This window comes from Pantoea sp. JZ29, from assembly GCF_035190385.1.
Lineage (GTDB): Bacteria > Pseudomonadota > Gammaproteobacteria > Enterobacterales > Enterobacteriaceae > Pantoea > Pantoea stewartii.
On sequence record NZ_CP045241.1, the window covers coordinates 714,389 to 739,847 of the forward strand.

A 25,459-nucleotide genomic window follows, 5' to 3' on the forward strand; every position below is an offset into this window, starting at 1 on the left:
ATGTCTCTTTACCGCGCCATGTTTATGGCTTCTCCTCTCAGTGAGGGCTTCAGCGATACGGCGCTGCTGCAGGGGATGCTGGATTTTGAAGCTGGCCTGGCACAGGCGCTTGCCAGTGCGGGGCTGATGGACCGCGAATCTGCGCAGATCATTCAGGACTGCTGCCGTGCCGACGCGATCGATGCCGCTGCGCTGACCCAGGCCGCAGGGCTGGCCGGCAACCTGGCGATTCCCCTCGTCAAACAATTGACCGCTTTGGTGGCTGCCCGATCGCCCGAGGCGGCGCGCTATGTCCACTGGGGCGCAACCAGCCAGGACGCAATCGACAGCGGACTGATGCTGCAACTGCGCGCGGCGCTCAGCGGTACGGCTACGCTGCTGGATCGGCTGATTGCCGTGCTGAGCGCGCAGTGCGAACGGCACAGCAAAACGCTGATGGTCGGACGCACGTGGTTGCAACATGCCTTGCCCGTTACCCTTGGGCTAAAGCTGGCAGGCACGCTGGACGCCCTGGTACGCGATCGACAACGCCTCAGGGCGATGCAGCCGCGGGTACTGGCGTTGCAGTTTGGCGGGGCGGCAGGCACGCTGGCCTCGCTGGGCGATAAAGGCGAGCAGGTCGAGCAGGCACTGTCCGAGGCGCTGAATTTGCCGCGTAGCGCCACGCCCTGGCATGCTCAGCGCGACAGGCTTACCGAGCTGGCAGGCTGGTATGCCGGCCTGACCGGGACGCTGGGCAAGCTGGCGCGGGATATGTCGCTGCTGATGCAGAGCGAGGTAGGGGAGATCAGCGAACCTCAGGCGGCAGGGCGCGGCGGCTCCTCAACCATGCCGCATAAACGTAATCCGGTACTGTGCGCCGCCATTCTCAGCGCGGCCAATCGGGTACCGGCGCTGATGTCCGGTCTGTATGCCGGGATGGTGCAGGAACACGAGCGTGCGCTGGGTGGCTGGCAGGCCGAGTGGCAGAGCCTGCCGCAGCTGATCGTACTGAGCGGCGCGGCGCTGGCCCACAGCACGGAACTGATCGACGGGCTGGAGGTGCATGAAGATGCCATGCAACGTAACCTTGGCCTGACGCAGGGATTAATTATGGCGGAAGCGGTCACGCTGGCGCTGGCGAACGAGATGGGACGCCAGCAGGCGCACCATCATATTGAGCAGTGCTGCCGCCGGGCGCTGGACACACAGCAGAGTTTGTTGTCCGTACTGAGTGCGGATGAAACGGTCAGAACGCGCCTGAGTCATTCAACGCTGGAGGCACTGCTCGACCCGGCCAATGCCACGGGCAGTGCGGCGCGCTTTATTCAACAGGTTTTAGCGGCGGCGAGGGAATCATGACACTTCATTACATCCTTGAGGGGCCAGACGATGCTCCGGTGGTGTTATTCAGCAACTCCTTAGGAACGGCGGCAGACATGTGGCAGCCCCAGCGCGATGCGCTGATCGGTCATTATCGCATTCTGCGTTACGATGTCCCGGGGCACGGTGCCTCGGCACCGAACGGACAAACCCGTTCGCTGGAACAGCTGGGGATGGCGGTGCTGTCGCTGCTGGATAAGCTGGCTATCGACAGGGTGCATTTTTGCGGCATTTCGATGGGCGGGCTGACCGGGCTCTGGCTGGCCCGTTTCCATCCTCATCGCCTGATCACGCTCACGGTCGCCAACAGCGCCGCGAAGATCGGTGAGTCTGCGGCCTGGCAGCAGCGCGCAGCGCAGGTGCGTCAGTACGGTATGGCGGCGATTGCTGACGGTGCTGCCGCACGCTGGTTTACGCCGGCGTTCAGCGAACGGGCACCCGCCACCGTGCAGGCGTTGCTCACGCAACTGCGTGACTGTGATGCAGAAAGTTATGCGGACTGCTGCGATGCGCTGGCTGCCGCAGATTTACGTCACGAACTGGCGGCCATTCATCTTCCTGTGCTGGTCATTGCGGGGCGGGACGATGCCGTGACGACGGTGGCCGACGCAGAAGCCATGGTGGCGCACATCCACGGCGCGCAGCTGGTGGTGTTGCCTGCGTCGCATCTCTCCAGTGTGGAGGTGTGGCTGGCATTTAATCGCGCCCTGCAGCCGTTTATTGACGCGCAACTGACGCAGCAGCAGCGTTATCAGCAGGGAATGACGGTGCGCCGCGCGGTACTCGGTGACGCGCATGTGGACCGCACCCTGGAGAATCTGTCCCCTCTGAACGACGAATTTCAACACTTCATCAGTCGTTACGCCTGGGGAGAGATCTGGACCCGGCCCGGATTGTCGCGCCACACGCGCAGCCTGATCACCATCGGTATGCTGATTGCGCTTAACCGTGAAGCCGAACTGAAAATGCATCTGCGGGCCGCATTCAATAACGGGGTCAGTCGGGATGAGATCAAAGAGGTACTGATGCATGCCGCGCTGTATTGTGGCCTGCCTGCGGCGAACGCGGCGTTCCACCTGGCGCAAAGCATTTTCGACGAGCGGGATAGTGCCCGTTAAATCGCGGCGTCAGACCGGGACATCCAGCACCCGCTGACGCAATGCCGCCACCAGATGTTGTTGTTCAGGGGGCGGTGTATGCTGCTGACGGGTCAGGATGCCCACCGCTTCGGCCATGCCCTGGTTCGGCAGCGGCAGAGCCCGAAGCTGATTACTCGTTAAGTCGTCGCGCACCGCGCCGTAAGGCACCAGCCAGACGTAACCGTGGTTTTGCGTCAGCCGCCGCGCCAGCGTCGTTGACAGGGTTTCTACCGCGCCTTCAGGCAGGGTCAGCCCATGGCTGGTCATCAGCGATTCCGCATTTTGACGCGGTACGGTGCCGCGTGGCGAAAGGATCAACGGCCAACTGAGCGCTTCTGCCAGGGTCACGCCCGCATGCAGCAAGGGATGGTGCGGGGCCACGACCAGACGCAGTGTTTCCAGATACAACAGTTCAAAGTTCAGACCGTCCATCAGAACCGGTTCCGCCATCCGTCCGATTCCCAGCGTCATTTGCCCCGACTTTATCGCCATCAGCAGCGCGTCGTTCGAAAGCGTAGTGACCTGTATACGCCAGCCCGGATAGTGCTGCTGCAGGCTGGCCAGCACCGGCGCAACCACGCTGCCGATGGCGGTCGGCAAGGCACCGATATGCAGAGGCGCGAGATGTGGCGCGCTGTCCGGACGCATGACCTGATCGACCAGCGTAAGTGCATCCAGGATGCGAATGGCGTCATGCAGAAAGCGCGTCCCGCTGGCGGTCAGCGCTGTTCCCTGGCGGCTGCGCACCAGCAGTTGTTCACCGGTCAGGTATTCCAGTTCGCTGAGGGTTTTCGATAAGGCGGGCTGAGTAATACCCAGTTGGCGGGCGGCACGGCCCAGCGTCCCTTGCTGCGCGGTGGCAACAAAAGCGTGAAGATGACGCAGGCGCACGCGCTGACTGAACCGGGAAACACTATCCATGGCTCATGGTAAGAATTTGCCGCCGCAGCGGCAAGGACAATGTAGCGACTTTGTTAAGCGTCAGACATCAAAAAATACGGTTTCGTTTTCGCCCTGCAGAACGATATCGAAACGGTAAACCGTTTCGCTGCCGCGTTGTTCACGGTGTGCCAGCAGGGTGTTGCGCCGCTTCTCCCACTCAATCAGATTCAGCACCGGATCCCGGGCATTTGCCGCCTGTTCATCGACAAAATAGAGGCGGGTGTTCAGGCCGATATTGATACCTCGTGCCACAATCCATAAGTTGAGGTGAGGCGCCATGGGACGTCCGTCGCGGCCGGTCACGCTGCCGGGCTTGATGGTTTCAAAACGCCAGATGCCGCTGTCAAAATCGGAGCAGGTGCGCCCCCAGCCGCGAAACGCCGGATCCAGCGGCTTGTCGTGCTGCTGGTCAGCGGGATGCTGGTAGCGCCCGGCGGCATTGGCCTGCCACACTTCAATCAGCACATCGCGCACCGGCGTGCCAGAACCATCGTAAACACAGCCTTCAACGGTAATGCGCTCACCGCGCGTTTCCGGCTGCGTGAGCACCTCGCTGAAATTATGTTCAAAGATATCAAAGCCCGCGGCATGCGGTGCCAGGCCAATGTGCACGTAAGGGCCGGCAGTTTGTGAGGCTGTTTCAGGCAGATAGTTTTTCATGATGCGGCTCCCTGAGTGCGGTTTTCGAACCAGGTTGCGCGGTGACCCCGCAATACCAGATCAAAGCGATAGGCCAGACAGTCCAGGGGAATCGCCGAATGCGTATCCAGCTCTGCAATCAGGGTGCGGACGGCTTCTTCGCTGCCTACCGACTGCAGGATAGGACAGCGTCCTACCAGCGGATCGCCCTCAAAATACATCTGCGTAATCAAGCGCTGAGCAAAGGCTTCGCCAGAAAGGGAAAAATGAATATGGGCTGGACGCCAGTCGCTGACCTGGTTACGCCAGGGATAGGGGCCGGGCTTAATGGTCCGAAAGCAGTAGTAGCCATTGTCGTCGGTCAGCATGCGACCACAGCCGCCAAAATTCGGATCGATGGGGGCCAGATACTGATCTTTTTTATGACGATAGCGACCGCCAGCATTGGCCTGCCATACCTCAACCAGGGCATTCCGCACCGGCTGACCAAACGCATCGCGCACGTAGCCATGCACAATGATGCGCTCGCCAATCGGCAGGCCGTCCTTCGCATAATTAAGAATCAGATCGCTGTCCCGGGGGCCCAGCTCCTGACGGGTGAACACCGGTGCGGTGATTTCCGATAAGGAATTTTGCAGCGAAATCAGCGCATTGCGCGGCGAGCGCAGTATGCTGGTTTTGTACAACGGCGCAAGCGCCGGCGGGTGATGGCGGTAATCACGGTGTACCAGTTCACGGGCGGGCCAGTCATTTTTCATCCAGGCATCCTTATTGTTTTGTTTTTCGCGTACAGAGGAACGAGTGTAGGAAGCGTAACTTGTAAAAGAAAAGTGAAAAAACGTAGCTTTGCTCATAACCAAAAATCATGACCTGTCACATTGACGAAATGTTCCATCTGGTTCATAACAATTGCCAATCTCCGTTAGCAGAACGCCTCGCTGCTGACTGGCTGCTTTAAGGTCACCCTGTGACCGTTTATCAGGAGGCAATAATGAAACGTTCTGTCGCAACGGTCTCGGTATCGGGCACGCTGCCGGAAAAGCTGCGCGCAATCGCCGCCGCCGGCTTTGATGGTGTCGAAATTTTCGATAACGATTTAGTCTATTATCCCGGCTCACCCGTGGAGATTCGCCAGTTGTGCGAAGAGCTGGGCCTGGAAATTTTGCTGTTCCAGCCCTTCCGTGACTTCGAAGGCGGCCCGCGTGACAGGCTGGCACAAAATCTGGCCCGTGCGGCGCGCAAGTTTGAGGTGATGACGCAACTGGGCTGCCAGCGGATGCTGGTATGCAGTAATGTGTCACCCGACTGCAGCGATGATTTCAACACCCAGGTCAGCGATCTGCGTGCGCTGGCGGAGCTGGCCGCGCAGTACGGTATTACCCTCGGTTATGAGGCGCTGGCCTGGGGCCGGCATGTCAGCCTGTGGCGTGATGCCTGGGCCCGCGTGGAAGCGGTGGACCATCCCTCCTTTGGCATTGTGCTCGACAGTTTTCATATTTTGTCTCGCGGCGACAGCCTTGACGGCCTGGACATCGTGCCGCCCGAAAAAATAGTGTTCGTGCAACTGGCAGATGCGCCGCTGCTGAAAATGGACGTGCTTTCCTGGAGCCGTCACTTCCGCTGCTTCCCCGGCCAGGGGGAACTGAATCTGACGCAGTTTATGACGCAGCTGTCAGCACATGGCTATCGCGATGCCTGGTCGCTGGAGATTTTTAACGACGGATTCCGCGCTTCACCGGTAGTGCCGACGGCGCAGGACGGCTACCGATCGCTGTTGTGGCTGGAGGAGCAAACCCGCGACTGGCTGGTCAGGCAACCGCTGCTACCCAGCGCGCTGGCTTCGCTGGCGGGAGAAGAATTATTTCACTCAGCGCCTCAGCCGCCGCTGATGGCACTGGAGTTTATTGAATTTGCCGTCAGCCATAACGATGCGCTGGCGTTAGGACAGTGGCTCACGCAGCTTGGCCTGGTGCACGCGGGCGAGCACCGTTCGAAACAGGTTTCGCTTTATCGCAACGGCAAGGTCAACGTCATTCTGAATGCGCAGCCCGACAGCCAGGCCAGCGGTTACTACCATCAGCATGGTATTTCCCTCTGTGCAGTGGCCTGGCGCGTATGCGGCGTGGAGAACCTGATTCAGCGGGCGCAGGATTATGGCTACGCTATCTGGCAGGGCGAAACCGGCCCGAATGAACGTCAGATACCGGCTTTATGCGCGCCGGATGGCAGCCTGATTTATCTGGTGGAAGACGAGCCCGCCGGTCAGGACGGTTACCACAGTGATTTCAATTTAACGCATCGCAGCGCGCCTCAGCCTGCGATGCAGACCCTGGATCATCTGGCGATCGCGTTGCCGGATGAAACGCGCGACAACTGGATTATGTTCCTGCGCAGCGTACCGGGCTTTGTTCAGGATACCGAATGGGAACTGCCTGATCCGCTTGGGCTGGTGCGCAGCCGCGTTTTACGCAGCCCGAATGATGCTATCCGTCTGCCGTTGAATATGTCGGTCAGCCGGGAAACGCAGATCGCCCGTGCGTTGACGACCTACCAGGGGGCGGGATTACAGCACGTGGCGTTTGGTTGCGACGATCTGTTCAGCGCAGTAAAAGCCGCCCGCGAACGCGGCCTGAAAACTTTGCGCATCCCCGCTAACTATTATCAGGATCTGCTGGCGCGCTTTGACCTCGACCCGGATTTTCTGGCGCAGTTACAGCGCTTTGACGTGATGTATGATCGCGATGAACAGGGCGGAGAGCTGCTTCACGTCTATACGGAACCCTATGAAAAAGGGCGCTTTTTCTTTGAACTACTGGAGCGGCGGCGTCGCTATCACGGCTTCGGTGCGGCAAACGCGCCGGTACGGCTGACCGCCATGCGGTAATTCACAGGGGCCAGGCTGACTGGCCCCGTTACCCTAATCCCGCGTTTTCTCTCTTTCCCTTTGCTGGCATCACGCCGATCACGCTCACAATCCTCACCGGACAGTCCAGACAGACTTTCCAGAAAATTCCTTATTTTTAACAAGCCATTAACGCATTTCAGCTGCCCGCACGGGCGCAGGTTGCGCGATAAACGCACAAAATTTCGATTATCGCCATTTCTTGCCCTGCAGCGCCTGCATATAGTAACTGCACATTACTTATTTCACCGGAGAGTCACCGTGGCGGAAAGCAAAGCAATTGATGTTCGGGCGTTAATCGACAGCCGCCCGCTGGGGATGTGGCAAAAGATGGTGGTGCTGTTCGGCTTCTGCATCATCGCGCTTGATGGGTTCGATATCGCCATCATGGGGTTTATTGCCCCTGAATTAAAAGCAGACTGGGGGATCACGAATCGCGAACTGGGGCTGATTATCAGCGCGGCGCTGGTGGGACTGGCGCTGGGGGCGATGCTCTCGGGTCCGCTGTCCGATAAGCTGGGCCGAAAAGTAGTCATCATTAACAGCGTGTTCTTTTTTGGCGCGTGGACGCTGATCACCGCCTTCTCGCAAAATATGGAACAGATGGTCCTGTTTCGCTTTCTCACCGGCCTGGGTTTAGGCGCGGCGATGCCGAATGTGGGGACGCTGGTGGCGGAGTTTGCCCCGGCCAGACGGCGCGCCTTTCTTATCACCGTCGTTTTTTGTGGCTTTACTTTTGGCGCGGCACTGGGCGGTTTCGCCGCCTCCTGGCTGATGCCGCACTTTGGCTGGCATGCTGTGCTGTTGCTGGGCGGCATCCTGCCGATCCTGTTTGTGCCGTTACTGCTTTGGGCGCTGCCGGAGTCGGTCTGCTTTCTGGTGGTCAGGCGCGCGGCCAGCCAAAAAATTCACCGTATCCTGGCGAAACTGGCCCCGGATCTGGATCTGCAACAGTGTACGCTGGCGTTGCCCCCGGTCAGTCGGGCTCACGCGCAACCTGTTAAAGTCGTCCTCAATGACACCTACCGCTTCGGCAGCCTGATGCTGTGGGGCGCCTATTTCACCGCACTGTTTCTGTTTTACACCCTGGGCAGCTGGCTGCCGATGCTGATTAAAGACAACGGTTTTAGCGTGGTTCAGGCAGCGGTTATTACGGCCCTGTTCCAGGCTGGCGGCACATGCGGTTCTCTGTTTTCGGGCTGGCTGATGGATCGTATTGAATCGCATCGTGCCTTATCGCTGATTTACGGTGCGGGTGGACTGTTTACTGTTTGTATGGGGCTGTCGATGACGCATCCGGTGTTGCTTGGCGGCTGCGCACTGATGATAGGCTTTTGCATTGGTGGCGCGAACACCGGAATGAATGCCCTGTCGGCCAGCTTTTATCCCACCGAGGCGCGGGCAACCGGTTCCAGCTGGATGCACGGCGTCGGGCGCGTTGGCGCAATCCTGAGTGCGCTGGCGGGCGCGGAAATGCTGGCGCTGGGGTGGGGCGTTACCACGATTTTCGCGGTATTAGCGATTCCGGCCTTGCTGACGGTGGCAATGATTGCGGCGAAAGGACGCTATCAGCAGCGTCAGCGCGCGGACAGCGGCACCGTCTCCCGCTGGGGCGTCAGCCCGGGGGATATCCATTAACCTGCCCAGCCGCGGTCAATGCAGACAGGGCAGTAAGCCCGCGTCCATGTCCCGTTGCGGCACAAACAGATTTTGCTGTGCCGCGTTGTCTGCCTGACTCAGGCAGGGCGGCAGCGGTTGCGCAGGGCGCTGACGCAGTAAGGTATCAGGCTGGAACAGGGGGGAGGTTGACGTACTTACCGGTGTTGGCGCTTCCCCGCTGTCTGCACGGAATGGCGGCCGGACGGACTTTTTACCGGCGTGATGCGCATAGTGAAAACGCTTCAGTTTGCCCGGCGGTGCCGCATTGCGTGAAGCATGAATAAAGCGAATGAGCGCGACCGTGCGGAGCTGACGACTGAAACACTTCACCATACCGGATGAGGGCTTACCCGATTCATAGCAGCGTCTGAAGAAGTGCAACGTAATCAAGGTGTTCGTCGCGGCATAGCACGCCCCTGAACAGGGTGAAACCATGCCCGATCCCGGCAACAGCAGTGAGATAAGCAGGAAGACGCGCGACAGCCAGAGAGAGGCAGGGCGTCCCGGCATTTGTGGCGAGTCCTCAGCGCCTGGTACAGATACCAAAGAGGACCGGCGCGCGCCGGCACTCAGTGACGCATCTTCCGGATGGGCCCGGACGGATTGCCGATCAGCGTGGCGATTGCAGGCAGCGATCCTGTTATGTGAAGCACAGCGGCCCTGCTGCTTTATTCGACGAAAAAACGTCATCAGGCTGGCGATAAAGAGGTTACTCATCGGCTGTTTTCATTATGTTTGCGCAACGGCCACTTACAACAGGCAAACCCTGACTGGCGGCCTCAATGTTTTACGTGCTGGCTTATCTGACAATGAAAATTCAGATTGATGCTGGACCGGATAAAATTATTTTTCTCGCGCCATTATGACGCCCGATGGCTTATTAAACGCCACAAAACACTTTCCCTGCGTCTGCGGTTAGCGTGCTCAGCAGGGCGGGCTGCGGATCAACTCACTCTCCATGCGCATCAGCCATCGACCAGGCAGTTTCTGACCGCCCTCATCGCTGCGTTGCATACTGTCCGGATACAGGCAACACGGTGCAACAGATACGGCTACGCGTTATCCCTTCTTCCAGCGATGTCCAGCTATTTGATTGTAAATACTAATGAGAACCACTATCAATTCGATTGATTTTTGCTATCATTTGCCCTTATTCCGCATCCTGTATATGAAGTTGGAGAAGCAGCGTGGTAGCCAGTGATTTAATGCAAGCGGACCTTTCCGTGTGGGGCATGTATCAGCATGCCGATATTGTGGTGAAGGTTGTCATGATCGGTCTGTTACTGGCCTCAGTCGTGACCTGGGCCATTTTCTTCGGGAAGTACGCTGAGCTGAGCGCCGCCAGACGTCGCCTGAAGCGTGAACAGCTGGCATTAGGCGAAGCCCGCAATCTCAATGATGCCGCGCGCGCGGCCCAGAGCTTCCATGCGGCCAGCCACAGCGCGGTGCTGTTACATGATGCGCAAAACGAGCTGGAACTGTCCGCAGGCGTTGAAGAAACCGGCGGCATTAAAGAACGCACTGCGTTTCGTCTTGAGCGTCGGGTTGCGGCATTCTGCCGTCATGCGGGGCGCGGGAATGGCTTCCTGGCCACGATTGGCTCGGTAGCGCCCTTCGTCGGCCTGTTTGGTACCGTCTGGGGCATCATGAACAGCTTTATCGGTATTGCCAAAACCCAGACGACTAACCTGGCGGTCGTGGCACCGGGTATCGCCGAAGCGCTGCTGGCGACGGCCATTGGTTTAGTCGCGGCGATTCCGGCGGTTGTGATTTATAACGTGTTTGCCCGTATGATCGCTAATTACAAAGCCTCCTTAGGCGACGTTGCCGCGCAGGTCATGCTGCTGCAAAGCCGCGATATCGACCTGGGAAACCTGGCTCAGCCTGAGGTCAGCCGTCCTGCCGCCGCGCAAAAACTGCGTCTGGGGTAAGCGTTATGGCAATGCGATTTAACGACAGCTCAGAAACCGATGGTGAAATGCATGAAATCAACGTCACGCCGTTTATCGACGTGATGCTGGTACTGCTGATTATCTTTATGGTGGCTGCGCCCCTGGCAACGGTGGATGTGCGTGTGAATCTGCCCGCCTCCACCAGTGCGCCGCAACCGCGTCCGGAAAAACCGGTCTATCTCTCGATTAAAGCCGATAAGCAGCTTTACGTAGGTAACGATCAGGTGAACAAGGACGCGCTTATCAACGTGTTGATGCAGCAGACGCAAGGCAACAAAGATACCACCATTTTCTTCCAGGCCGACAAATCGGTCGATTATGAAACTCTGATGAGCGTGATGGATGAACTGCGCACGGCGGGTTATCTCAAGATCGGCCTGATGGGGATGGAAACGGTAAAAAAATAACGCGTCGTTGATGTGCGCAGGCTAAACCCGTCCTGCACAGCCTTGCATTGAGTGCGTTTCGCCTGTTTCTCCTTCATCCGTTTATCCCTTGTTTTGTAAGACAGCGCGTTCAGCCCGACGCGCTTTTTTTATGCCTGAATTTTTGCCACATCTTGTCTGGCAAATCCTGCGCCGAGCAGGCAGTTATGCTGCTGTAACCCTTCTGTTAATTTCTTGTTACTTAAACCAGAGAGTTTGTAAAGTGCAATGGTGATGGAGGTCACATTAATCTCACCTCTGGCAGGCTAAAAGGGATAAAAAACCAAGGAAGCAGTTATGAGCCAAAGTGAAACTTTACAAAAGCCGCCAAAAGGTGCGGCCAGAACCATTTTCAATGTTACCAGCGGTAACTTCCTTGAAATGTACGATTTTATGGTGTTTGGCTACTACGCCACGGCCATTTCCAAAACCTTTTTCCCCGGAGACGATCCCTTCTCCTCGTTAATGCTGACACTGATGACCTTCGGTGCCGGCTTTCTGATGCGTCCTCTGGGGGCGATTATTCTGGGAGCGTACATTGACCATCATGGCCGTCGTAAAGGACTGCTGTTAACGCTTGGGCTGATGGCGTTAGGCACGCTGACTATCGCACTGGTACCGGGTTATGCCACCCTGGGTGCTGCCGCACCGATACTCATTTTACTTGGTCGCTTATTGCAGGGTTTTTCTGCCGGGGTAGAACTGGGCGGCGTTTCGGTTTATCTGGCCGAAGTGGCACCGAAAGGGCGTAAAGGGTTCTTTGTCAGCTGGCAGTCCGGTAGCCAGCAAATCGCGGTGATCTTCGCGGCTCTGCTGGGGCTGGGGCTGAATCATCTGCTCTCACATGATGAGGTGACCGAATGGGGCTGGCGTATTCCGTTTGTCGTGGGTTGCCTGATCGTCCCTTTCCTGTTCTATATTCGTCGCATGCTGGAAGAGACCGAAGCCTTTAGTCAGCGTAAACACCATCCATCAATGACCGACATTATGCGTTCCGTCGCCAGCAACTGGGCACTGGTGCTGGCCGGTATGCTGATGGTGGTGACCACCACGGTGATGTTTTACATGATCACCGCGTTCACCCCAACCTTCGGCAAGACCGTATTAATGATGAGTGACAAACAGGCCTTTATGGTGACGCTGTTTGTGGGGATTTCCAACCTGTTCTGGCTCCCGGTGATGGGCGCGCTGTCTGACCGCGTAGGTCGTCGTCCGCTGCTGCTGACGTTTACGGTATTGATGATTGCCACCGCCTGGCCTGTGCTGCACTGGATGGTTGGCGCGCCGAGCTTCGGCCACCTGCTGGCGGCGGAGCTCTGGCTCTCCTTCCTGTACGCCAGCTACAACGGCGCGATGGTGGTTTATCTGGCAGAAATTATGCCCGCCGAGGTGCGTGCCGCCGGTTTCTCGCTGGCTTACAGCCTGGCCACGGCGCTGTTCGGTGGCTTCACGCCCGCCGTTTCCAGCTATCTGATCCACGCCAGCGGCGATAAGGCGATGCCCGGCGCGTGGCTGACCTTTGCGGCCATTTGTGGATTGATCGGGACATTACTGATTGGCCGCATGGTGAAACAGTATCGCGCCCGGCATAGCGGAACCCCCGTCAGCGCGCCGCTCTAAAACGCGATATCCACCACGACGCTGTCGGTATAATTCCCTGCAGGCGGCGTATTTTGGGTGGTGAGGACACGCGCAGTGTAGTTGTAGCTGCGCGTCAGCCCATCGGTACTGACGGTATCCGCCGCCGTGCTGCTTACCCGTTCCGTGCCACTCGGTCCCCAGCGATTACTGGTCGTTCCTTTATAAATCTCGTAACTCAGTCGGTTCGTCCCACTCGCCATATTACGTACGCTGCTTACCGCGTTATTGCCGTTGCTTAACCCCACTGTATAGGTGCTGCCTTTACTGCACAGGACATTGATGGTTTGTGACACGCTGCCAAAACTGGCGACCAGCGGTGCGCTGCCAAAGCTGATATTGGGCGCGGTGATGGCGGTACAGTCGTTGCTGAGCACCACGGTAACAGTAATGGGAATGACGCCGCTGCCGGTTTGCGGTGTGAGACACAGGCCAACAGCCGAAACGCTGGTACAGATGTTGTAGGTGACCGTCATATTCAGCGTCACCGTGTAGGTCCCGGCGGCCACGGTTTGCCCGGTGAGGGTGCGCAAATAGACCGGAATGGCAAAGTTGAGACTACCCAGCAATCCCGCCAGGTTGATTAAGGTGGCGGAGTTGTAGACAAACGCAGGTCCGCCAATGGTGAGCTCACTGGCACAGGCGCTGTCGGTACATAACCGCACCGGAATGTTGTCGCTGCCGGTATCGCCGCTCCGTTTGAGGATGCCGCGCGTCCCATTGGCGTTGCTGGCGCTGGTCAGCTGAAAGGTGATCTGGTTATTGCTCAGCAGCGACAGCGCGCTGCCGGCCCCGCAGTTGACGTCAGCATTGGTCGAGGTGCTACTGACCGTGGTGTTAGCCACAAAGGTGGTCACACTGCCAAAGCTGGCGCTGGAGGCGGGCAGGGCACAGGCGGCGTAACTCAGCGAGGGTAACAGCAGCAGGCAAAGCAGCAACATTAGCGTTTTCATGGGGTGATTCCGGCAGTGGCGTTATCGGGATTAGGCACGGATGCGCCTCTGGGGAGCGGCGGCAACGGGCAGGTAAGCGGGCCATACGTTTTGAGTGCCTGCGGCTGACCGCCAGGCAACGTCAGGATCGTTTCGCAGGCGCGACCATCAGGGGCGATCACGCGGATGGGATTGGTGGCACCCAGTTCTTCCATCCAGACAATACCGTCCCAACCCACATAGCCCGTAGCCCGTCCCGGCCGAATCACCTGGCTGGACACGGGCAGCGGCTTATCCTGACCGTCATGCAGTATCACGCTGGCGGCGCGCAACCGCTCGACCGGGAAGTTCAGCAAAAACCCACTTTGCCGTTTAACGGCAAAGCGCTGCTCGACGTTGGGCACCGTCATATCGGCGGGCAGATCGAGCGTATCGATGTCGTATTTAGCGGGATAGTAGCTGCTGATCGACGGCACCAGCAGATAGCCCTGGCGGTCGGTGCGTCCCATCGACTGATTTTCATAGCGCACATTCACGTCAGGGTAATGGGTTTTCACCACCACAAACGCATCGTTAATGGTGTTAGCGGCAAACACCTGGCTGTCCATTAACACCACCGAGCCGGACACATCGGCCCACTGGGTGAGGTTGTCGTCATCGCCGTAGAAGCCGGCAGAGGTATCGATCTTGTTATTGCGGTAACGCAGACTGCCCTGACGATAGTCGCCACTGTTGCCGCCCTGGTTCGCCCAGGAGGCATCCCAGGCGAATCCGCCATCGCTGGGCATGGCGCGGGATAAATACGCCCGCTGGCTTTGTTGACCTTGTTGATCGCGTTCGACGCTCAGGGAAGCATTACTGTTTTCACCAAACGGAATCACCAGCGAGACTGCGCCGCTCCATTCTCCCTGCTCTCTGTCGCGGCTGGCGGAGACATACAGGCTGGCATTGCCCCACAAATTTTTACTCCAGGAGAGGTTCCACAGGCGGGTACGCTGGTTATCGCCGCTGGCAATGTCGATCCAGGCCGCGCCCAGACTGCCATAGCGATTGAGCGACACGCTGGCGGTGTACTGCGCCGTGCGCCGTGCCAGGCTGTAGCGGTTATCTGCATAGAGGGCATTGCTCTGGCTACTCACCAACGCCAGGTTGCCAAAGCCCGCGCTGCGCACCGTATGCTGAGTGCCCAGGCTGAAACGGCTGGTGTTGTATTGATAACCCCAGCTGTACTGATTGCCCGACTCGCTGTCCAGGTGGCTCTGTGCGGCGGCTCCGTTGATCACGCCCCAACTGCCGACTTTAAACAGGGCACCTGCGCCGCCCATGGCCAAATCGCGGCTCCCTTCACCATGGGTTTCCAGTGTGAGCCAGTCTGTCAGGCCATAGCGCCACGAGCCGCTCATCGCGGCCGCACCGTAATCGGCGTTTTTGATGCCGTAATTTTGCCGAAGCGCACCGGCTGAAAAGGCGTAGTCAGACAGGCCTGGCTTGAGCAAGTTACTGGACACATAGAACGGCAGCGTCGTGACGACCTGACGGCCCACCGCATCCGTTGTTGTAATCACGGCGTCACCGGCACCGTTAACGAAAGGCACGTTAGTGAGCGACCAGGGGCCAGGCTGGACATTCGCCTGAGTAGAGCGGTAGCCATTGACAAACAGATCCACCGTTGACGGCACCGCCGCCTGGCCAAAAAAGGCAGGCAAGGGATAGGTGATCAGATCCGGCCGCACGCTAAAGTCGCGGGCAATCTGGATGCCGCCAAGCCGCACGCTGCTGCTCCATGACAGCGCATCGGTAGTCAGATCCCCCACCCGCCAGCTCAGGATGGCGTTTTCGTCTTCATTGCTCCACCAGGTGTCGTAGCGAATGTAGCCGTCATTCTGGTAGCGATTCTGTCCTTCCAGCTGCTGCTGTAAAACGCCATTGCTGGAGAAGTGCCCGGCGGGACCAAACACGCGCAGCTCATTAAAGGCGGCCAGACGCGTGCCTGCCACATCGGTGCGCGTGGCATAGAGATCGTAATTGAACAGCGCCCCGGTACTCACGCGTCCGGGGAAGCGCGACCCGTTCCTTTCCTCACCAATGGTCTGTTCAGGCAGCCAGCCGGGCGGCACGGTCAGCAACAGGCGCTGACGGCGATCGTCGTACTCCACGTTGACCCCGGCGAGCTGATTCACATCGACCTGCTGTTGCCCCTGAATCTTCTCCGCCGGGATTCCCGCGCGTTGTAAGTCGCCTGCCCGCACCAGGAAGTGGCCGTTTTGTTGCTCCACGGGCACAATATCGCCACGTGACAGCTGATTCACCACCAACTCCAGCATATAGCGCTGGCCCGTGGCCCCGTTGTCAACGGGCGGCGGCGGGGGAAGCGACGTAAACGTTTCTGCCCACACAAACGTGGGCACCAGACAACACAGACTCGCAATGGCGAGCGCAACGGGATGCGGGGAATACGGCTTCATTGCGATTTACTGCGCCGCGGCGCTGCGCCACTGTCCGGTGTTGGTCTCTGCGCGCAGTTCACCGCTGACGGCGGATCTGAGCGGAAAGCGCTGTGTGCTGTTCGCCAGCACATAACCATAGAGGCCGTTGCCGAGCCGCTGGCCACCAATGGTGACATTGCTGAGTCGGGCATGGCCGTTACCGCGATTCGTCAGTTCCAGGTAGCGCTTACCGCCCGCATTCACCTGACGCCAGCTCAGGGCGGGTTTTGCATTGTCGCGCACCAGACCGTTGCCATAGACAAAGAGCGGCACCGAATAGCGCATCTGAAAATTGAGCCCGGCCTGATTATCGCCAACGGCACGTGGCGTGGGGATTTCATCCAGCACAACGCGATAGGCCATCTCCTGTCCTGCGGCAGGCGGGATCTGTTTAATCAGACGGACCAGTTGCTTTTGCCCCGGTTCAATGCGCACTAACGGGGGACTGGCAACAATCTGCTGCTGGGTCTGATACTGCTCCTGGTTGTTCGTTTGCTGCCAGGCAAAAATGCGCACCTGCATCAGCGTGGTAGTATTGCCTCGGTTTTCCAGCCACAGTTCACTGGCCTTATCTTCCGGATCGATGGCCGGATCGATGGGCCAAATCATTACGGAATTTGCACCCTGAGCCTGAGGCAACACCAGAAAAGCGAACAGAAAAAACAGGGCACGCAGGGATGGCATGGTAAAGCTCCTTTTTCATCACCAGGTCAGCGTGACGCTGAGGGTGTCAGAATAAACCCCGGCGCTTGTCGGACCGGGTAATTGCAGCAAGCCGTAAATAGGTAACGTAATGTTGTTCGCGTTGCTGTAACTCAATGGCACGGCTGTGTTCACCGGAATCGGCGTGGTGTGTGCAGCATTGCTGTAGAGGTAATAAGGAATCGTGTTGGTATTGTTCGCCAGCTTCAGGTTACGGGCCGTGGTGTAATTGCTGCCGCCGTTGATGGTCATACTCAGCGTCGTACCCGGCGTGCAGGCCAGGTTAATCGTGGAACTTTGTACATAGCTGGCGCTGACGCTGCTACTGGCCAGCCCCGACTGGGTGCCAAAATTGAGCGTGCCGAAGATCCCCGTATTGGTGCCGGAGATCACGCAACCTGCCACGATTGACGCTGAAACCTGGAATGTTGTGGAGCTGGTCGTAATGCTCCACCCATTCATACACACGATCAGCAGCAACCCGCCAGCGGTGAACGAAACAGGTGACCGTCTTACCGTCATCTGCATCTACGCCAACACAGGCACTTAATAGTTCACGGCGACGTTAATCGTGTCGGTATAAGTCCCGGCCGGGATCACCGGATTAAATCCGCCGCCCACCACACGTCCATAGATCGCGTAATTGGTGCCGAGGGTCGGATCGGTCGTCCCGCTGGGCGCAATATTCGTGTTGTTGGCGATGGCGGTCGTGAAGGACGCATCGCTGTAGAGGGTATAAGCGATGCCTTGAGTATTATCGGCGCCCAGCACCAGGTAGCGTGGCGCAGAAGAAACGGTACCGTAGACGGTTCCCGGTGCTGCGTTACTGCTGGTCACCTGAACGTTAAACGTTTGGCCGGTCGTACAGCGCACATAGATGCCGTTACCTGCCGCGCCGACCAGCGTAGCGTTCAACGTACCAAAGGTGGCTGCGCTGCTACCGAAGTTCAACGAACCGAAGTTGACGCCAGAGGTGGCCGACTGGCCGTTCACCAGACATCCCGTGGTTAATGTTAGCGTAGCGTTAATTGCACCCGTGGTAGTGGCAGCAAACGTCGCGGACGGCAGGGTGGTAGCAACACCGGCAGCTAACAGAAAAAGCTTGAATTTCATAACCATTCCTTACTGATTATTTAGGGTCAGTGCTTTTTCACCTGATGGTATAATGCAAAAACCTCGAAAAAATAACATTAAATCGCCAGATAACAGCAACCTGCCGTCACTCTCTCCAGCGCCCCAGCAAAAAGGGGGGGCTGATTTATATTAGTTTTTTTTACTATACATCAGCGCAGGCAAAGTGGCGAAACTCATCGATAAATTTTTTATTATTTTGTTACATTGCCTGCCGCAACGGCGAATCGACAGGCGATCACGGGCTGAAGACGCAGAGCCGCAGAACTGTTTTGCCTGTCTGTGGTGTCGCTGTTATGTTTCCGTCAGTTTGGTATGAGAAAGAAGCGCATGTGGGATGTGAGGCTGAAAAGCGGCAGATGCGCTATCTTTGAATAGCTGCTGTCTGCCCGTGCGGTAAAGGTCGTCAGTGCAGGCATAACGTTGTGGTCAGGCAGCAAAACGGCGGCTCATATGCCAGCTAAAAGAATTGATTGAGCCGGACGCTTGCAGGTATCGGAAAGCGCTATTAAAAAAGCCTAATTTAGTCGTTTCCCGCGCCGATAAAAGGGTAACAAGGCGAAAATTCCTTTCCATCATCTCTTTAACAGCGGCGTGTTCGGCGCTATTCGGAAATCACTATGTTAGTGGCCTCATACAACTCATTCATTGTCGTCATTTCGGTCTTAGTGGCGATGCTGGCTTCATTCACCGCGCTGGATATGGCGGGACGGGTTGCGACCTCAACCGGTAAAGTGGCCCTGGCGTGGCTCTTTGGCGGTGGCTTTGCCATGGGGATAGGGATTTGGGCCATGCACTTCATTGGCATGCTGTCCATGGACCTGAACATGATGATGAGTTACGACGCCTCGCTGACGGCGCTGTCCGCCGGCATTGCGGTGTGCGCATCCATCTTCGCCTTGTGGCTGGTTTGCCAGGGCAACCTGCCGCTGTTCCGCTTGCTGGGCGGCGCGATTGTCCTGGGCTGCGGCATTGTCGCGATGCACTACACCGGCATGGCCGCGCTGATGCTTTCACCGGGTATTCGCTGGAACTGGGGCTGGGTCGCGGCTTCAGTCATTGTTGCCCTTGTGGCCTCGGTGGCCGCACTGTGGCTGGCTTTTAAACTGCGCGAAGGCCCACAGGGGCGAATTGCCGCCTTGCGGCTGTGTGCCTCTATCGTAATGGGGGCCGCGATTGCCGGCATGCACTATACCGGCATGATGGCGGCGGAGTTCCCGATGGGAAGCCACACGATGTCATCCGGCGTCAACAGCAACTGGCTGGCGATTGTCGTCACGGTAGTAACCCTCGCCATACTGGGGATTACGCTGCTGGTTTCCATGCTGGATGCCCGTATGCAGGCGCGCACCTCGATCCTGGCCAGCTCGCTGGCTGAAGCCAACCGTGAGCTGGCACAACTGGCGCTGCACGACAACCTGACCCGGTTGCCAAACCGTATTCTGCTCGAAGATCGCCTTGAGCAGGCCATCAATAAAGCGAATCGTGAAAGCACGCAGTTTGCGCTGATGTTTATGGACCTTGATGGCTTCAAGGCCGTAAACGATGCCTTTGGTCACCACATCGGTGACAGCCTGTTGATCAGCGTCACCAAAAGAATGAGTGACCAGATGAAAGGCTACTACACGCTGGCACGTCTGGGCGGCGACGAGTTTGTACTGCTGATTGAAATTACCGAGCCGAATGATGCGGCGGCGGTCGCCGATCAGCTGGTTAAGGCCGTTGACCGCCCGTTCCCCATTTCGCGTTACGATCTGGTGGTGTCACTGAGCATTGGCATTGTTGTCTATCCCGGTGATGGCGAGGATGAGCGCGAGCTGATGTTTAATGCCGATGCCGCGATGTACCACACCAAAAACAATGGCCGAAACGGTTACACCTTTTTCCAGCCTTCTATGAATCTGCTGGCACAGAGCCAGTTACAGTTGAACAACGACCTCTGGCATGCGCTGGACAATGATGAACTGCGCCTGTTTTATCAACCCAAGTACTGCGCACCGCACGGCCCGATTCTGGGCTTCGAAGCGCTACTGCGCTGGCAGCATCCCCAGCATGGCCTGCTGTCGCCGGATCGCTTTCTGCCGATAGCGGAAAAAACCGGCATGATTGTGAATATTGGGGGATGGGTCATTAACGAAGCCTGTCGCCAGCTGCATCAGTGGCACCTGCAGGGCCATCAGACGTGGTCAGTCGCGGTCAACCTGTCGGCGCTGCAGTTTGAGCAAAGCAATCTGATCGACACCGTCAAGCTGGCACTGGCGACACACCAGATTCCGGCGGAGCTGTTGACGCTGGAGGTGACCGAAACCACCGCCATGCGTAATCCCGATGAAAGCGTGCGGATTCTGACCGAACTGACGCAGTTGGGCGTGAAAGCCTCGATTGATGATTTTGGTACCGGCTATTCCAGCCTGTTGTATCTTAAACGCCTGCCTGCAAGTGAGCTGAAAATTGACCGCGCCTTCGTCAACGAACTGGAGCATCATTCTGAAGATGCCACCATTGTGTCGGCCATTGTGGCGCTGGCGCAGTCATTGCAGTTAAAGGTCGTGGCAGAGGGCGTGGAAACGTCGGAACAGCAAGCGTTTCTGACCCAGCTTGGCTGTAATACGCTGCAGGGCTATTTGCTTGGCAAACCGCTGCCACCCGATCGGATCGATGAGCTGAAGGAGTTTGTCGGCCCGCACGCTACTGAGCCTGCCGCACTGGAAGTGTAAGGCCCGCCAGGGATTTTTGTTAGCGCTGATCAACATGATAAAGTGACGCCTCTGCATCAGGAGCGACAGGCCGTGGCGAAATATCAGCGATTAATGGATGACATTCAGCAGCAAATAGAAGCCGGTATCTGGCCGCCGGGTACCCGGCTCCCGTCGCTGCGCCAGCAGGTCGCGCGTCAGGGGCTGAGCCTGATGACGGTGCTGCACGCCTACGAACTGCTGGAAAGTCAGGGCTGGATCGTTTCGCGTCCGCAGTCAGGCTATTACGTCGCGCCCCGTGCCCTTGCCGCCGCGCCGCTCAGCGTTGCCATCAGCGAACGGGTCGATATTAATGACTTCGTGTTCGATGTGTTACAGGCCTCGCGCGATCCCGCTATTGTGCCGTTTGGCTCAGCTTTTCCCGATCCGGCGCTGTTCCCGCAACGTCCGCTGATGCGTTCGCTGGCAAATGTCTCGCATCAGCTCACGCCCACGGATGCGCTGCATAACCTGCCGCCGGGCAACGCGACATTGCGCCAGCTCCTGGCTCAGCGCTATGCCCGCCAGGGCATCACTTTGTCGCCCGACGAAATCGTGATAACCAGCGGCGCACTGGAAGCCCTGAACCTCAGCCTGCAATCGCTCACTGAACCGGGTGACTATGTGGTGATCGAACAGCCCAGTTTTTATGGTGCCCTGCAGGCCATTGAGCGCCTTAAGCTCAAGGCGCTGGCGATCCCGAGCGATACCCAGCACGGCATCGACCTGCAACAGCTTGAAGACGCGCTTCAGCGCTGGCCGGTTAAAGCCTGTTGGTTAATGACCACGCTGCAAAATCCCCTCGGCGTGACCTTAACGCCGGCGCGTAAAGCGCAACTGGTTGCCCTGCTGGAACGCTATCAGGTGCCATTGATTGAAGATGATGTCTACGCAGAGCTATGGGACGACAACAGCACACCGCCGTTGCCCGCTAAAGCCTGGGACAGCCAGGGGAATGTGCTGCACTGCGGTTCCTTTTCGAAATCGCTGGTGGCGGGGTTCCGTGTCGGTTGGGTCGCGGCCGGGCGGCATGCGCAGCGAATTCAGCGCCTGCAACTGATGAGCACACTCTCGACCAGCGCGCCGATGCAGTTAGCGTTAGCCGATTTCCTGGCGACCCGACGTTACGATAATCACCTGAAACGGCTGCGGCAAAGTCTGGCTAAGCGTCAGCAACTGGCGCGCCAGGCCCTGATAAAGGTGCTGCCTGCGCAGTCAACGGTCAGTGACGCGGCGGGGGGCTATTTTTTATGGGTGACGTTGCCAGACAGTATTAATACCACACAGCTGTATCAGCGTGCGCTGGCAGAAGGGATCAGTATTGCACCGGGACAGATGTTTGCCGCAGGCGAACAGTTCAGTCACTGTTTTCGGCTTAACACCGCCTGGCCGTGGGATACGCGGGCCGAGGCGGCGGTGGTCACGCTGGGCAGGTTAATGGCAGAGATGGCGCAGGATTAAACCTGAGCGGCCTGACGATGTCCCCAGGTCAGGTAATACACATCGTAAAAGTCCACTTCACCTTTCTGCTTCAGCAAACGGGTAATGCCGCTTTTCACACGCTCTGGCGCATCCGGCAGTGACAGAATGCGGGAGACCGCCTGTTCAGGGACGGGCTCCACGTAATACCATTCGCCGTTGTAGCAAACCCGCAGATCCAGAGCATCAATATCCTCAAAACGGTATTTAGGATTGATGTCCAGCAACATCAGAAAGCTCATCACCAGCACAAATGCTGTTGCAAACCAGAACGCGGGCCAGCCCAGCATATCCGTGGAAAAAATCAGCGCGACGCACAGGCCATAGCACAGGTACATCACTGCCCACAGTCCGGGATGGGTTTTTAAAAACGAGAAGCTGAAACGCGGCAAATTATCGCGGCGTCCTTCACGGTTTAGCGTATTAATTTCGTCGATTAAGATCTGTTTAATGGCGTCCATCGTTCCCCTCACTTTCAACTGATAGCGATTAGAACAGATAACAGTCAACTTGTTCAGACACAGATTACGCCCGTTTTTCTATAACAGTTGCGCCAATGCCTCCTTGCGCGCCGCAATCCGGCGTAGGGCGTGCGGAGCCAACTGACTAAAATAGTCGACAGCCGGTCCCATCAGCGCTTCGTCAGGATTAAAGGCCGGATGATGAAGCCCCGATTCACTGGCACTGCCAATACTGACAAATGCCCCCGGCACCTGCTGCAGGTAAAAGGCAAAATCCTCACCTCCCATCAGCGGTACTTCAGCCCGTTCGGCGCGATAACCGCTCTGGGCAGCCTGTTGCAGGGCAAAGTCGGCCCATTCCGGGGTATTCAGCAGCGCAGGCGGTCCCGTTATCCACGCCAGTTCAGCGTGCGCGCCAAAGCCCGACGCGATGCCCTGAATCAGCGCGGTCATGCGTTCAGGCATGTGCTCACGTATGGTCGCATTGTGCGTACGTACCGTACCTTCCAGTTCCACCTGCTCTGGCAGCACATTCCAGGTATTGCCGGCGGTAAAGCGGGTGACGCTTAACACCACCGTGTCCAGCGCGCTAAAGACGCGAGCCGGTAGGGTTTGCAGTGCCGAAACGATATGACTGGCGATCACGATGGCATCAATGCCTTCCTGCGGTCGGGCGGCATGCGCACCTTTACCCAGCACCCGAATGGTAAAGCGGTCAACATTGGCGTAAAACGCGCCGGGGCGGGTGCGCAGCGTACCCAGCGGCAAATCCGGCGCGTTATGCAGACCAAAAATAGCCTGTACGCCCGTCAGTGCACCGGCATCAATCAGCTGTCTGGCACCGTCGAACGTTTCTTCTGCGGGTTGAAAAAGAATGCGTACCCGGCCAGGCAGGGCGGCTTCCTGCTGTTTCAGCTGATGCGCAACGCCAAGCATGACTGACGTATGGATATCATGTCCGCAGGCGTGCATGACGCCGGGCCGCTGAGATTTCCAGGGCACGTTCACCGCCTCGTCAATGGGAAGGGCGTCAATGTCGGCGCGAAAAGCAATCAGCGGCTCGCCCTGACCAATCTCCACCACCACACCTGTCGTTAACGGCAGGGGCAACAGACGAATATCCGCCTGCTGTAACCAACGGGTAAGACGTTCCGTGGTCGCAAACTCCTGATGAGAGAGCTCGGGATGCTGATGCAGTTCACGCCGCCACTGCACCAGTTTTTCCGTTAAAGAAGTCATGATTCTCCTGATAACACAGACTGAGACCCGGTCAGCAAAAGGGGCCGCGTTGTCTTTAAATATGATTGGGCTGCCAGCGATAATCCGGTAATACCGTAAGGGCACTGTCGTTCCGCGATAATGGCGTTTGGATAAAGGCTTGCTGCACGTTGTTCTTTTCACGCGTCTCAGGGGCAGGAATATTATTCAGGCATGAACCGCTGTCAGAATACGTCTGATTAGATGCGCGGTCTGGCAGGGCAGGCGGGATAGCCGACAGTCTTTTTTTTGAAAACCCATCCGGCTTCAGAACGTTTTCCCGTATCAGGCCAATGATGTTATTCATCCTTATCTTCCTCTTGAAACGCGGTGTTTTTACAATGGTTTCATCATTAAACGTTCTGTCTGACAGATAAAATAAGGAATAGCGCAAAGCTTAGTGAAAATACGCAAATGCCTGAGATATGTTGCCGGGTTTATTTCCACAGGTCGTCTAAACAGGGAGGCGGAAATAACGTTACTCTCTGCTTTTTTTATTCTTTTAAATTCTATTGCCGTTTTTTAACTTCATATTCTCATAATTGTTGTTTTACGAAATATAACGTTCTCGCCACACTAGCTTTCAAAGGAAATAAGCGAGGGCAGGTGAATGGCATATCAGTTAAGTCTGTTAGATAAAGCGCCCGTGGCGGAAGGGGAATCGCCCGGCGCGGCCCTGCAACGTACGCTGCGGCTGGCGCAACAGGCCGAGAAATGGGGCTATCACCGCTTCTGGCTGGCTGAGCATCACAACATTGAACAGCTGGCGAGTCCGTCGCCCGAAGTGTTAATCGCCTGGATTGCGGCACAAACGACGCGCATCCGGCTGGGATCGGGTGGCGTAATGCTGCAGCACTACAGCCCTTACAAAGTGGCAGAAAATTTCAATCTACTGGCCTCGCTGGCCCCCGGACGTATCGATCTGGGTATTGGTAAAGCACCGGGCGGCCTGCCGCTTTCCACCCGGGCGCTGCAGCGCGGTGTGCATCAGGATGAAAAAGGCAGCTTTGCGGAACAACTGCGCCAGTTAGCACACTGGCTGGCACCCGGCGCGGCGCAAGAGAATAAGGACGAAACGTTACGCGCCACGCCGATACCGGCGCGCCCGGCGCAGCGTTTTTTGTTGGGTGGCAGTGAACAGAGCGCACAGCTGGCGGCAGAGCTGGGCTGGCAGTTTGTCTTTGCCGCTCACATCAATGGTGATCGCCCGTTACTTGAGCGTGCACTGAAGACCTATTCACATCTGACCCGCGGCAAGCGGGCACTGGTGGCGGTACAGGTTGTGGTGGCGGATTCTCCCGCCCAGGCCGATCTGCTGGTCGCGGGGCTCAAACAGTTCCATGTCCAGGTTAAAGACGGGCCGGGCGTCAATGTTGCCAGTCTGGAACAGGCCGAACGTTATGTCCGTCAGGGTGGATTCACGGACTACCTGATTGAGCCGCGCACGCCCTCGCTGCTGAAAGGCACGGCCTCACAGGTTCACGCGCAGCTTGACGCGCTGCATCAGAACTTCAGCATTGATGAATTCGTTATCGACACGCCGGTTGCCGATGCGCGCGCCCGATACCGGTCTCTGGAATTACTGGCAACCCATCAATGGGTCGCTGCCTGAATCGCC

23 protein-coding genes and 1 pseudogene are annotated in these 25,459 nt (G+C 57.6%); 11 read left to right on the plus strand and 13 right to left on the minus strand.

Annotated elements, in window-relative coordinates; genetic code table 11:
* From GC090_RS03470 to pcaC, 3 genes and pseudogenes are all read left to right on the plus strand, one after another.
* Complete coding sequence (locus GC090_RS03470) at positions 1–1,341, plus strand: 3-carboxy-cis,cis-muconate cycloisomerase (protein ID WP_162285892.1); 1,341 nt, start codon at positions 1–3, stop codon at positions 1,339–1,341.
* Positions 1,338–2,093, plus strand: a pseudogene (gene pcaD, locus GC090_RS03475) (3-oxoadipate enol-lactonase); the annotation flags it as partial. The gene GC090_RS03470 and the pseudogene pcaD, both read left to right, overlap by 4 nt.
* Positions 2,094–2,480 carry a 4-carboxymuconolactone decarboxylase gene (gene pcaC, locus GC090_RS03480; RefSeq protein ID WP_206536933.1) on the plus strand — a complete coding sequence of 129 codons (387 nt, stop codon included), beginning with the start codon at positions 2,094–2,096 and terminating at the stop codon, positions 2,478–2,480. It abuts the pseudogene before it with no gap.
* 9 nt (positions 2,481–2,489) lie between these two features.
* Here the strand turns inward: pcaC and GC090_RS03485 are convergent, their stop codons facing one another.
* The 3 genes from GC090_RS03485 to pcaH are packed head-to-tail and all read right to left on the minus strand — an operon-like array spanning position 2,490 to position 4,840.
* The gene (locus GC090_RS03485) at positions 2,490–3,422 is read right to left on the minus strand and encodes a LysR substrate-binding domain-containing protein (protein ID WP_033739783.1); all 933 of its coding nucleotides are present in this window, start codon (positions 3,420–3,422) and stop codon (positions 2,490–2,492) included.
* A gap of 60 nt (positions 3,423–3,482) precedes the next feature.
* Positions 3,483–4,103, minus strand: coding sequence for a protocatechuate 3,4-dioxygenase subunit alpha (pcaG, locus tag GC090_RS03490; RefSeq protein ID WP_324020864.1), 621 nt, complete (start codon positions 4,101–4,103; stop codon positions 3,483–3,485).
* Complete coding sequence (pcaH, locus tag GC090_RS03495) at positions 4,100–4,840, minus strand: protocatechuate 3,4-dioxygenase subunit beta (RefSeq protein ID WP_033739780.1); 741 nt, start codon at positions 4,838–4,840, stop codon at positions 4,100–4,102. Before pcaH ends, pcaG begins: the two co-directional genes overlap by 4 nt.
* 233 nt (positions 4,841–5,073) lie before the next feature.
* Between pcaH and GC090_RS03500 the strand changes: the two genes are divergently transcribed.
* Both GC090_RS03500 and GC090_RS03505 read left to right on the plus strand, forming a co-directional pair.
* Positions 5,074–6,966, plus strand: coding sequence for a bifunctional sugar phosphate isomerase/epimerase/4-hydroxyphenylpyruvate dioxygenase family protein (locus tag GC090_RS03500; RefSeq protein ID WP_324020866.1), 1,893 nt, complete (start codon positions 5,074–5,076; stop codon positions 6,964–6,966).
* 279 nt (positions 6,967–7,245) lie between these two features.
* Positions 7,246–8,622 (plus strand): MFS transporter, encoded by a 1,377-nt coding sequence (locus GC090_RS03505; RefSeq protein WP_039342179.1) that lies wholly within the window; start codon positions 7,246–7,248, stop codon positions 8,620–8,622.
* A 15-nt stretch (positions 8,623–8,637) separates the two neighbouring features.
* On the opposite strand, the gene GC090_RS03510 is transcribed toward GC090_RS03505, so the two are convergent.
* The gene (locus tag GC090_RS03510; protein WP_072021712.1) at positions 8,638–9,360 is read right to left on the minus strand and encodes a hypothetical protein; all 723 of its coding nucleotides are present in this window, start codon (positions 9,358–9,360) and stop codon (positions 8,638–8,640) included.
* Positions 9,361–9,848: 488 nt separating this feature from the next.
* Here GC090_RS03510 and exbB point away from each other — a divergent pair, with 488 nt between their 5' ends.
* A complete protein-coding gene (gene exbB, locus GC090_RS03515) occupies positions 9,849–10,574 on the plus strand; it encodes a tol-pal system-associated acyl-CoA thioesterase (RefSeq protein ID WP_324020868.1) in 726 nt (241 codons plus the stop codon).
* Positions 10,575–10,579: 5 nt separating this feature from the next.
* Positions 10,580–11,002, plus strand: a complete 423-nt coding sequence (exbD, locus tag GC090_RS03520) for a TonB system transport protein ExbD (RefSeq protein ID WP_006118163.1) — start codon at positions 10,580–10,582, stop codon at positions 11,000–11,002.
* 128 nt (positions 11,003–11,130) lie between these two features.
* Here exbD and GC090_RS03525 read toward each other — a convergent pair whose 3' ends face one another.
* Positions 11,131–11,265: a hypothetical protein gene (locus tag GC090_RS03525; protein ID WP_255421309.1), complete on the minus strand. Its 135-nt coding sequence runs from the start codon at positions 11,263–11,265 to the stop codon at positions 11,131–11,133.
* Positions 11,266–11,317: 52 nt separating this feature from the next.
* Here GC090_RS03525 and GC090_RS03530 point away from each other — a divergent pair, with 52 nt between their 5' ends.
* Entirely contained in the window at positions 11,318–12,640 is a 1,323-nt protein-coding gene (locus tag GC090_RS03530; protein WP_006118162.1) for an MFS transporter, read from the plus strand.
* Here the strand turns inward: GC090_RS03530 and GC090_RS03535 are convergent.
* The 5 genes from GC090_RS03535 to GC090_RS03555 are packed head-to-tail and all read right to left on the minus strand — an operon-like array spanning position 12,637 to position 17,891.
* Positions 12,637–13,611 (minus strand): Csu type fimbrial protein, encoded by a 975-nt coding sequence (locus GC090_RS03535; RefSeq protein WP_039342185.1) that lies wholly within the window; start codon positions 13,609–13,611, stop codon positions 12,637–12,639. The two genes, GC090_RS03530 and GC090_RS03535, sit on opposite strands and share 4 nt — an antisense overlap.
* The gene (locus GC090_RS03540) at positions 13,608–16,055 is read right to left on the minus strand and encodes a fimbria/pilus outer membrane usher protein (protein WP_039342188.1); all 2,448 of its coding nucleotides are present in this window, start codon (positions 16,053–16,055) and stop codon (positions 13,608–13,610) included. The genes GC090_RS03535 and GC090_RS03540 overlap by 4 nt, the downstream gene beginning before the upstream one ends.
* Before the next feature lie 6 nt (positions 16,056–16,061).
* Positions 16,062–16,760 (minus strand): fimbrial biogenesis chaperone, encoded by a 699-nt coding sequence (locus tag GC090_RS03545; RefSeq protein WP_006118160.1) that lies wholly within the window; start codon positions 16,758–16,760, stop codon positions 16,062–16,064.
* 18 nt (positions 16,761–16,778) lie between these two features.
* Positions 16,779–17,300, minus strand: coding sequence for a Csu type fimbrial protein (locus GC090_RS03550; RefSeq protein ID WP_006118159.1), 522 nt, complete (start codon positions 17,298–17,300; stop codon positions 16,779–16,781).
* Positions 17,301–17,324: 24 nt separating this feature from the next.
* Positions 17,325–17,891, minus strand: coding sequence for a spore coat protein U domain-containing protein (locus GC090_RS03555; RefSeq protein ID WP_006118158.1), 567 nt, complete (start codon positions 17,889–17,891; stop codon positions 17,325–17,327).
* Between the two features lie 638 nt (positions 17,892–18,529).
* Here GC090_RS03555 and GC090_RS03560 point away from each other — a divergent pair.
* Entirely contained in the window at positions 18,530–20,626 is a 2,097-nt protein-coding gene (locus GC090_RS03560) for a putative bifunctional diguanylate cyclase/phosphodiesterase (RefSeq protein ID WP_006118157.1), read from the plus strand.
* Positions 20,627–20,698: 72 nt separating this feature from the next.
* On the plus strand, positions 20,699–22,105 hold the full coding sequence (locus GC090_RS03565) for an aminotransferase-like domain-containing protein (protein ID WP_054633191.1): 1,407 nt from the start codon (positions 20,699–20,701) through the stop codon (positions 22,103–22,105).
* Here GC090_RS03565 and GC090_RS03570 read toward each other — a convergent pair.
* The 3 genes from GC090_RS03570 to GC090_RS03580 form a co-directional block, all read right to left on the minus strand.
* A complete protein-coding gene (locus GC090_RS03570) occupies positions 22,102–22,584 on the minus strand; it encodes a YlaC family protein (protein ID WP_006118156.1) in 483 nt (160 codons plus the stop codon). The two genes, GC090_RS03565 and GC090_RS03570, sit on opposite strands and share 4 nt — an antisense overlap.
* A 78-nt stretch (positions 22,585–22,662) precedes the next feature.
* Positions 22,663–23,823, minus strand: coding sequence for an amidohydrolase (locus GC090_RS03575; protein WP_162285900.1), 1,161 nt, complete (start codon positions 23,821–23,823; stop codon positions 22,663–22,665).
* 55 nt (positions 23,824–23,878) lie between these two features.
* A complete protein-coding gene (locus GC090_RS03580; RefSeq protein WP_324020872.1) occupies positions 23,879–24,148 on the minus strand; it encodes a hypothetical protein in 270 nt (89 codons plus the stop codon).
* Positions 24,149–24,451: 303 nt separating this feature from the next.
* Between GC090_RS03580 and GC090_RS03585 the strand changes: the two genes are divergently transcribed.
* Positions 24,452–25,453: an LLM class flavin-dependent oxidoreductase gene (locus GC090_RS03585; protein ID WP_324020874.1), complete on the plus strand. Its 1,002-nt coding sequence runs from the start codon at positions 24,452–24,454 to the stop codon at positions 25,451–25,453.
* The last annotated feature ends 6 nt before the right edge of the window (positions 25,454–25,459 follow it).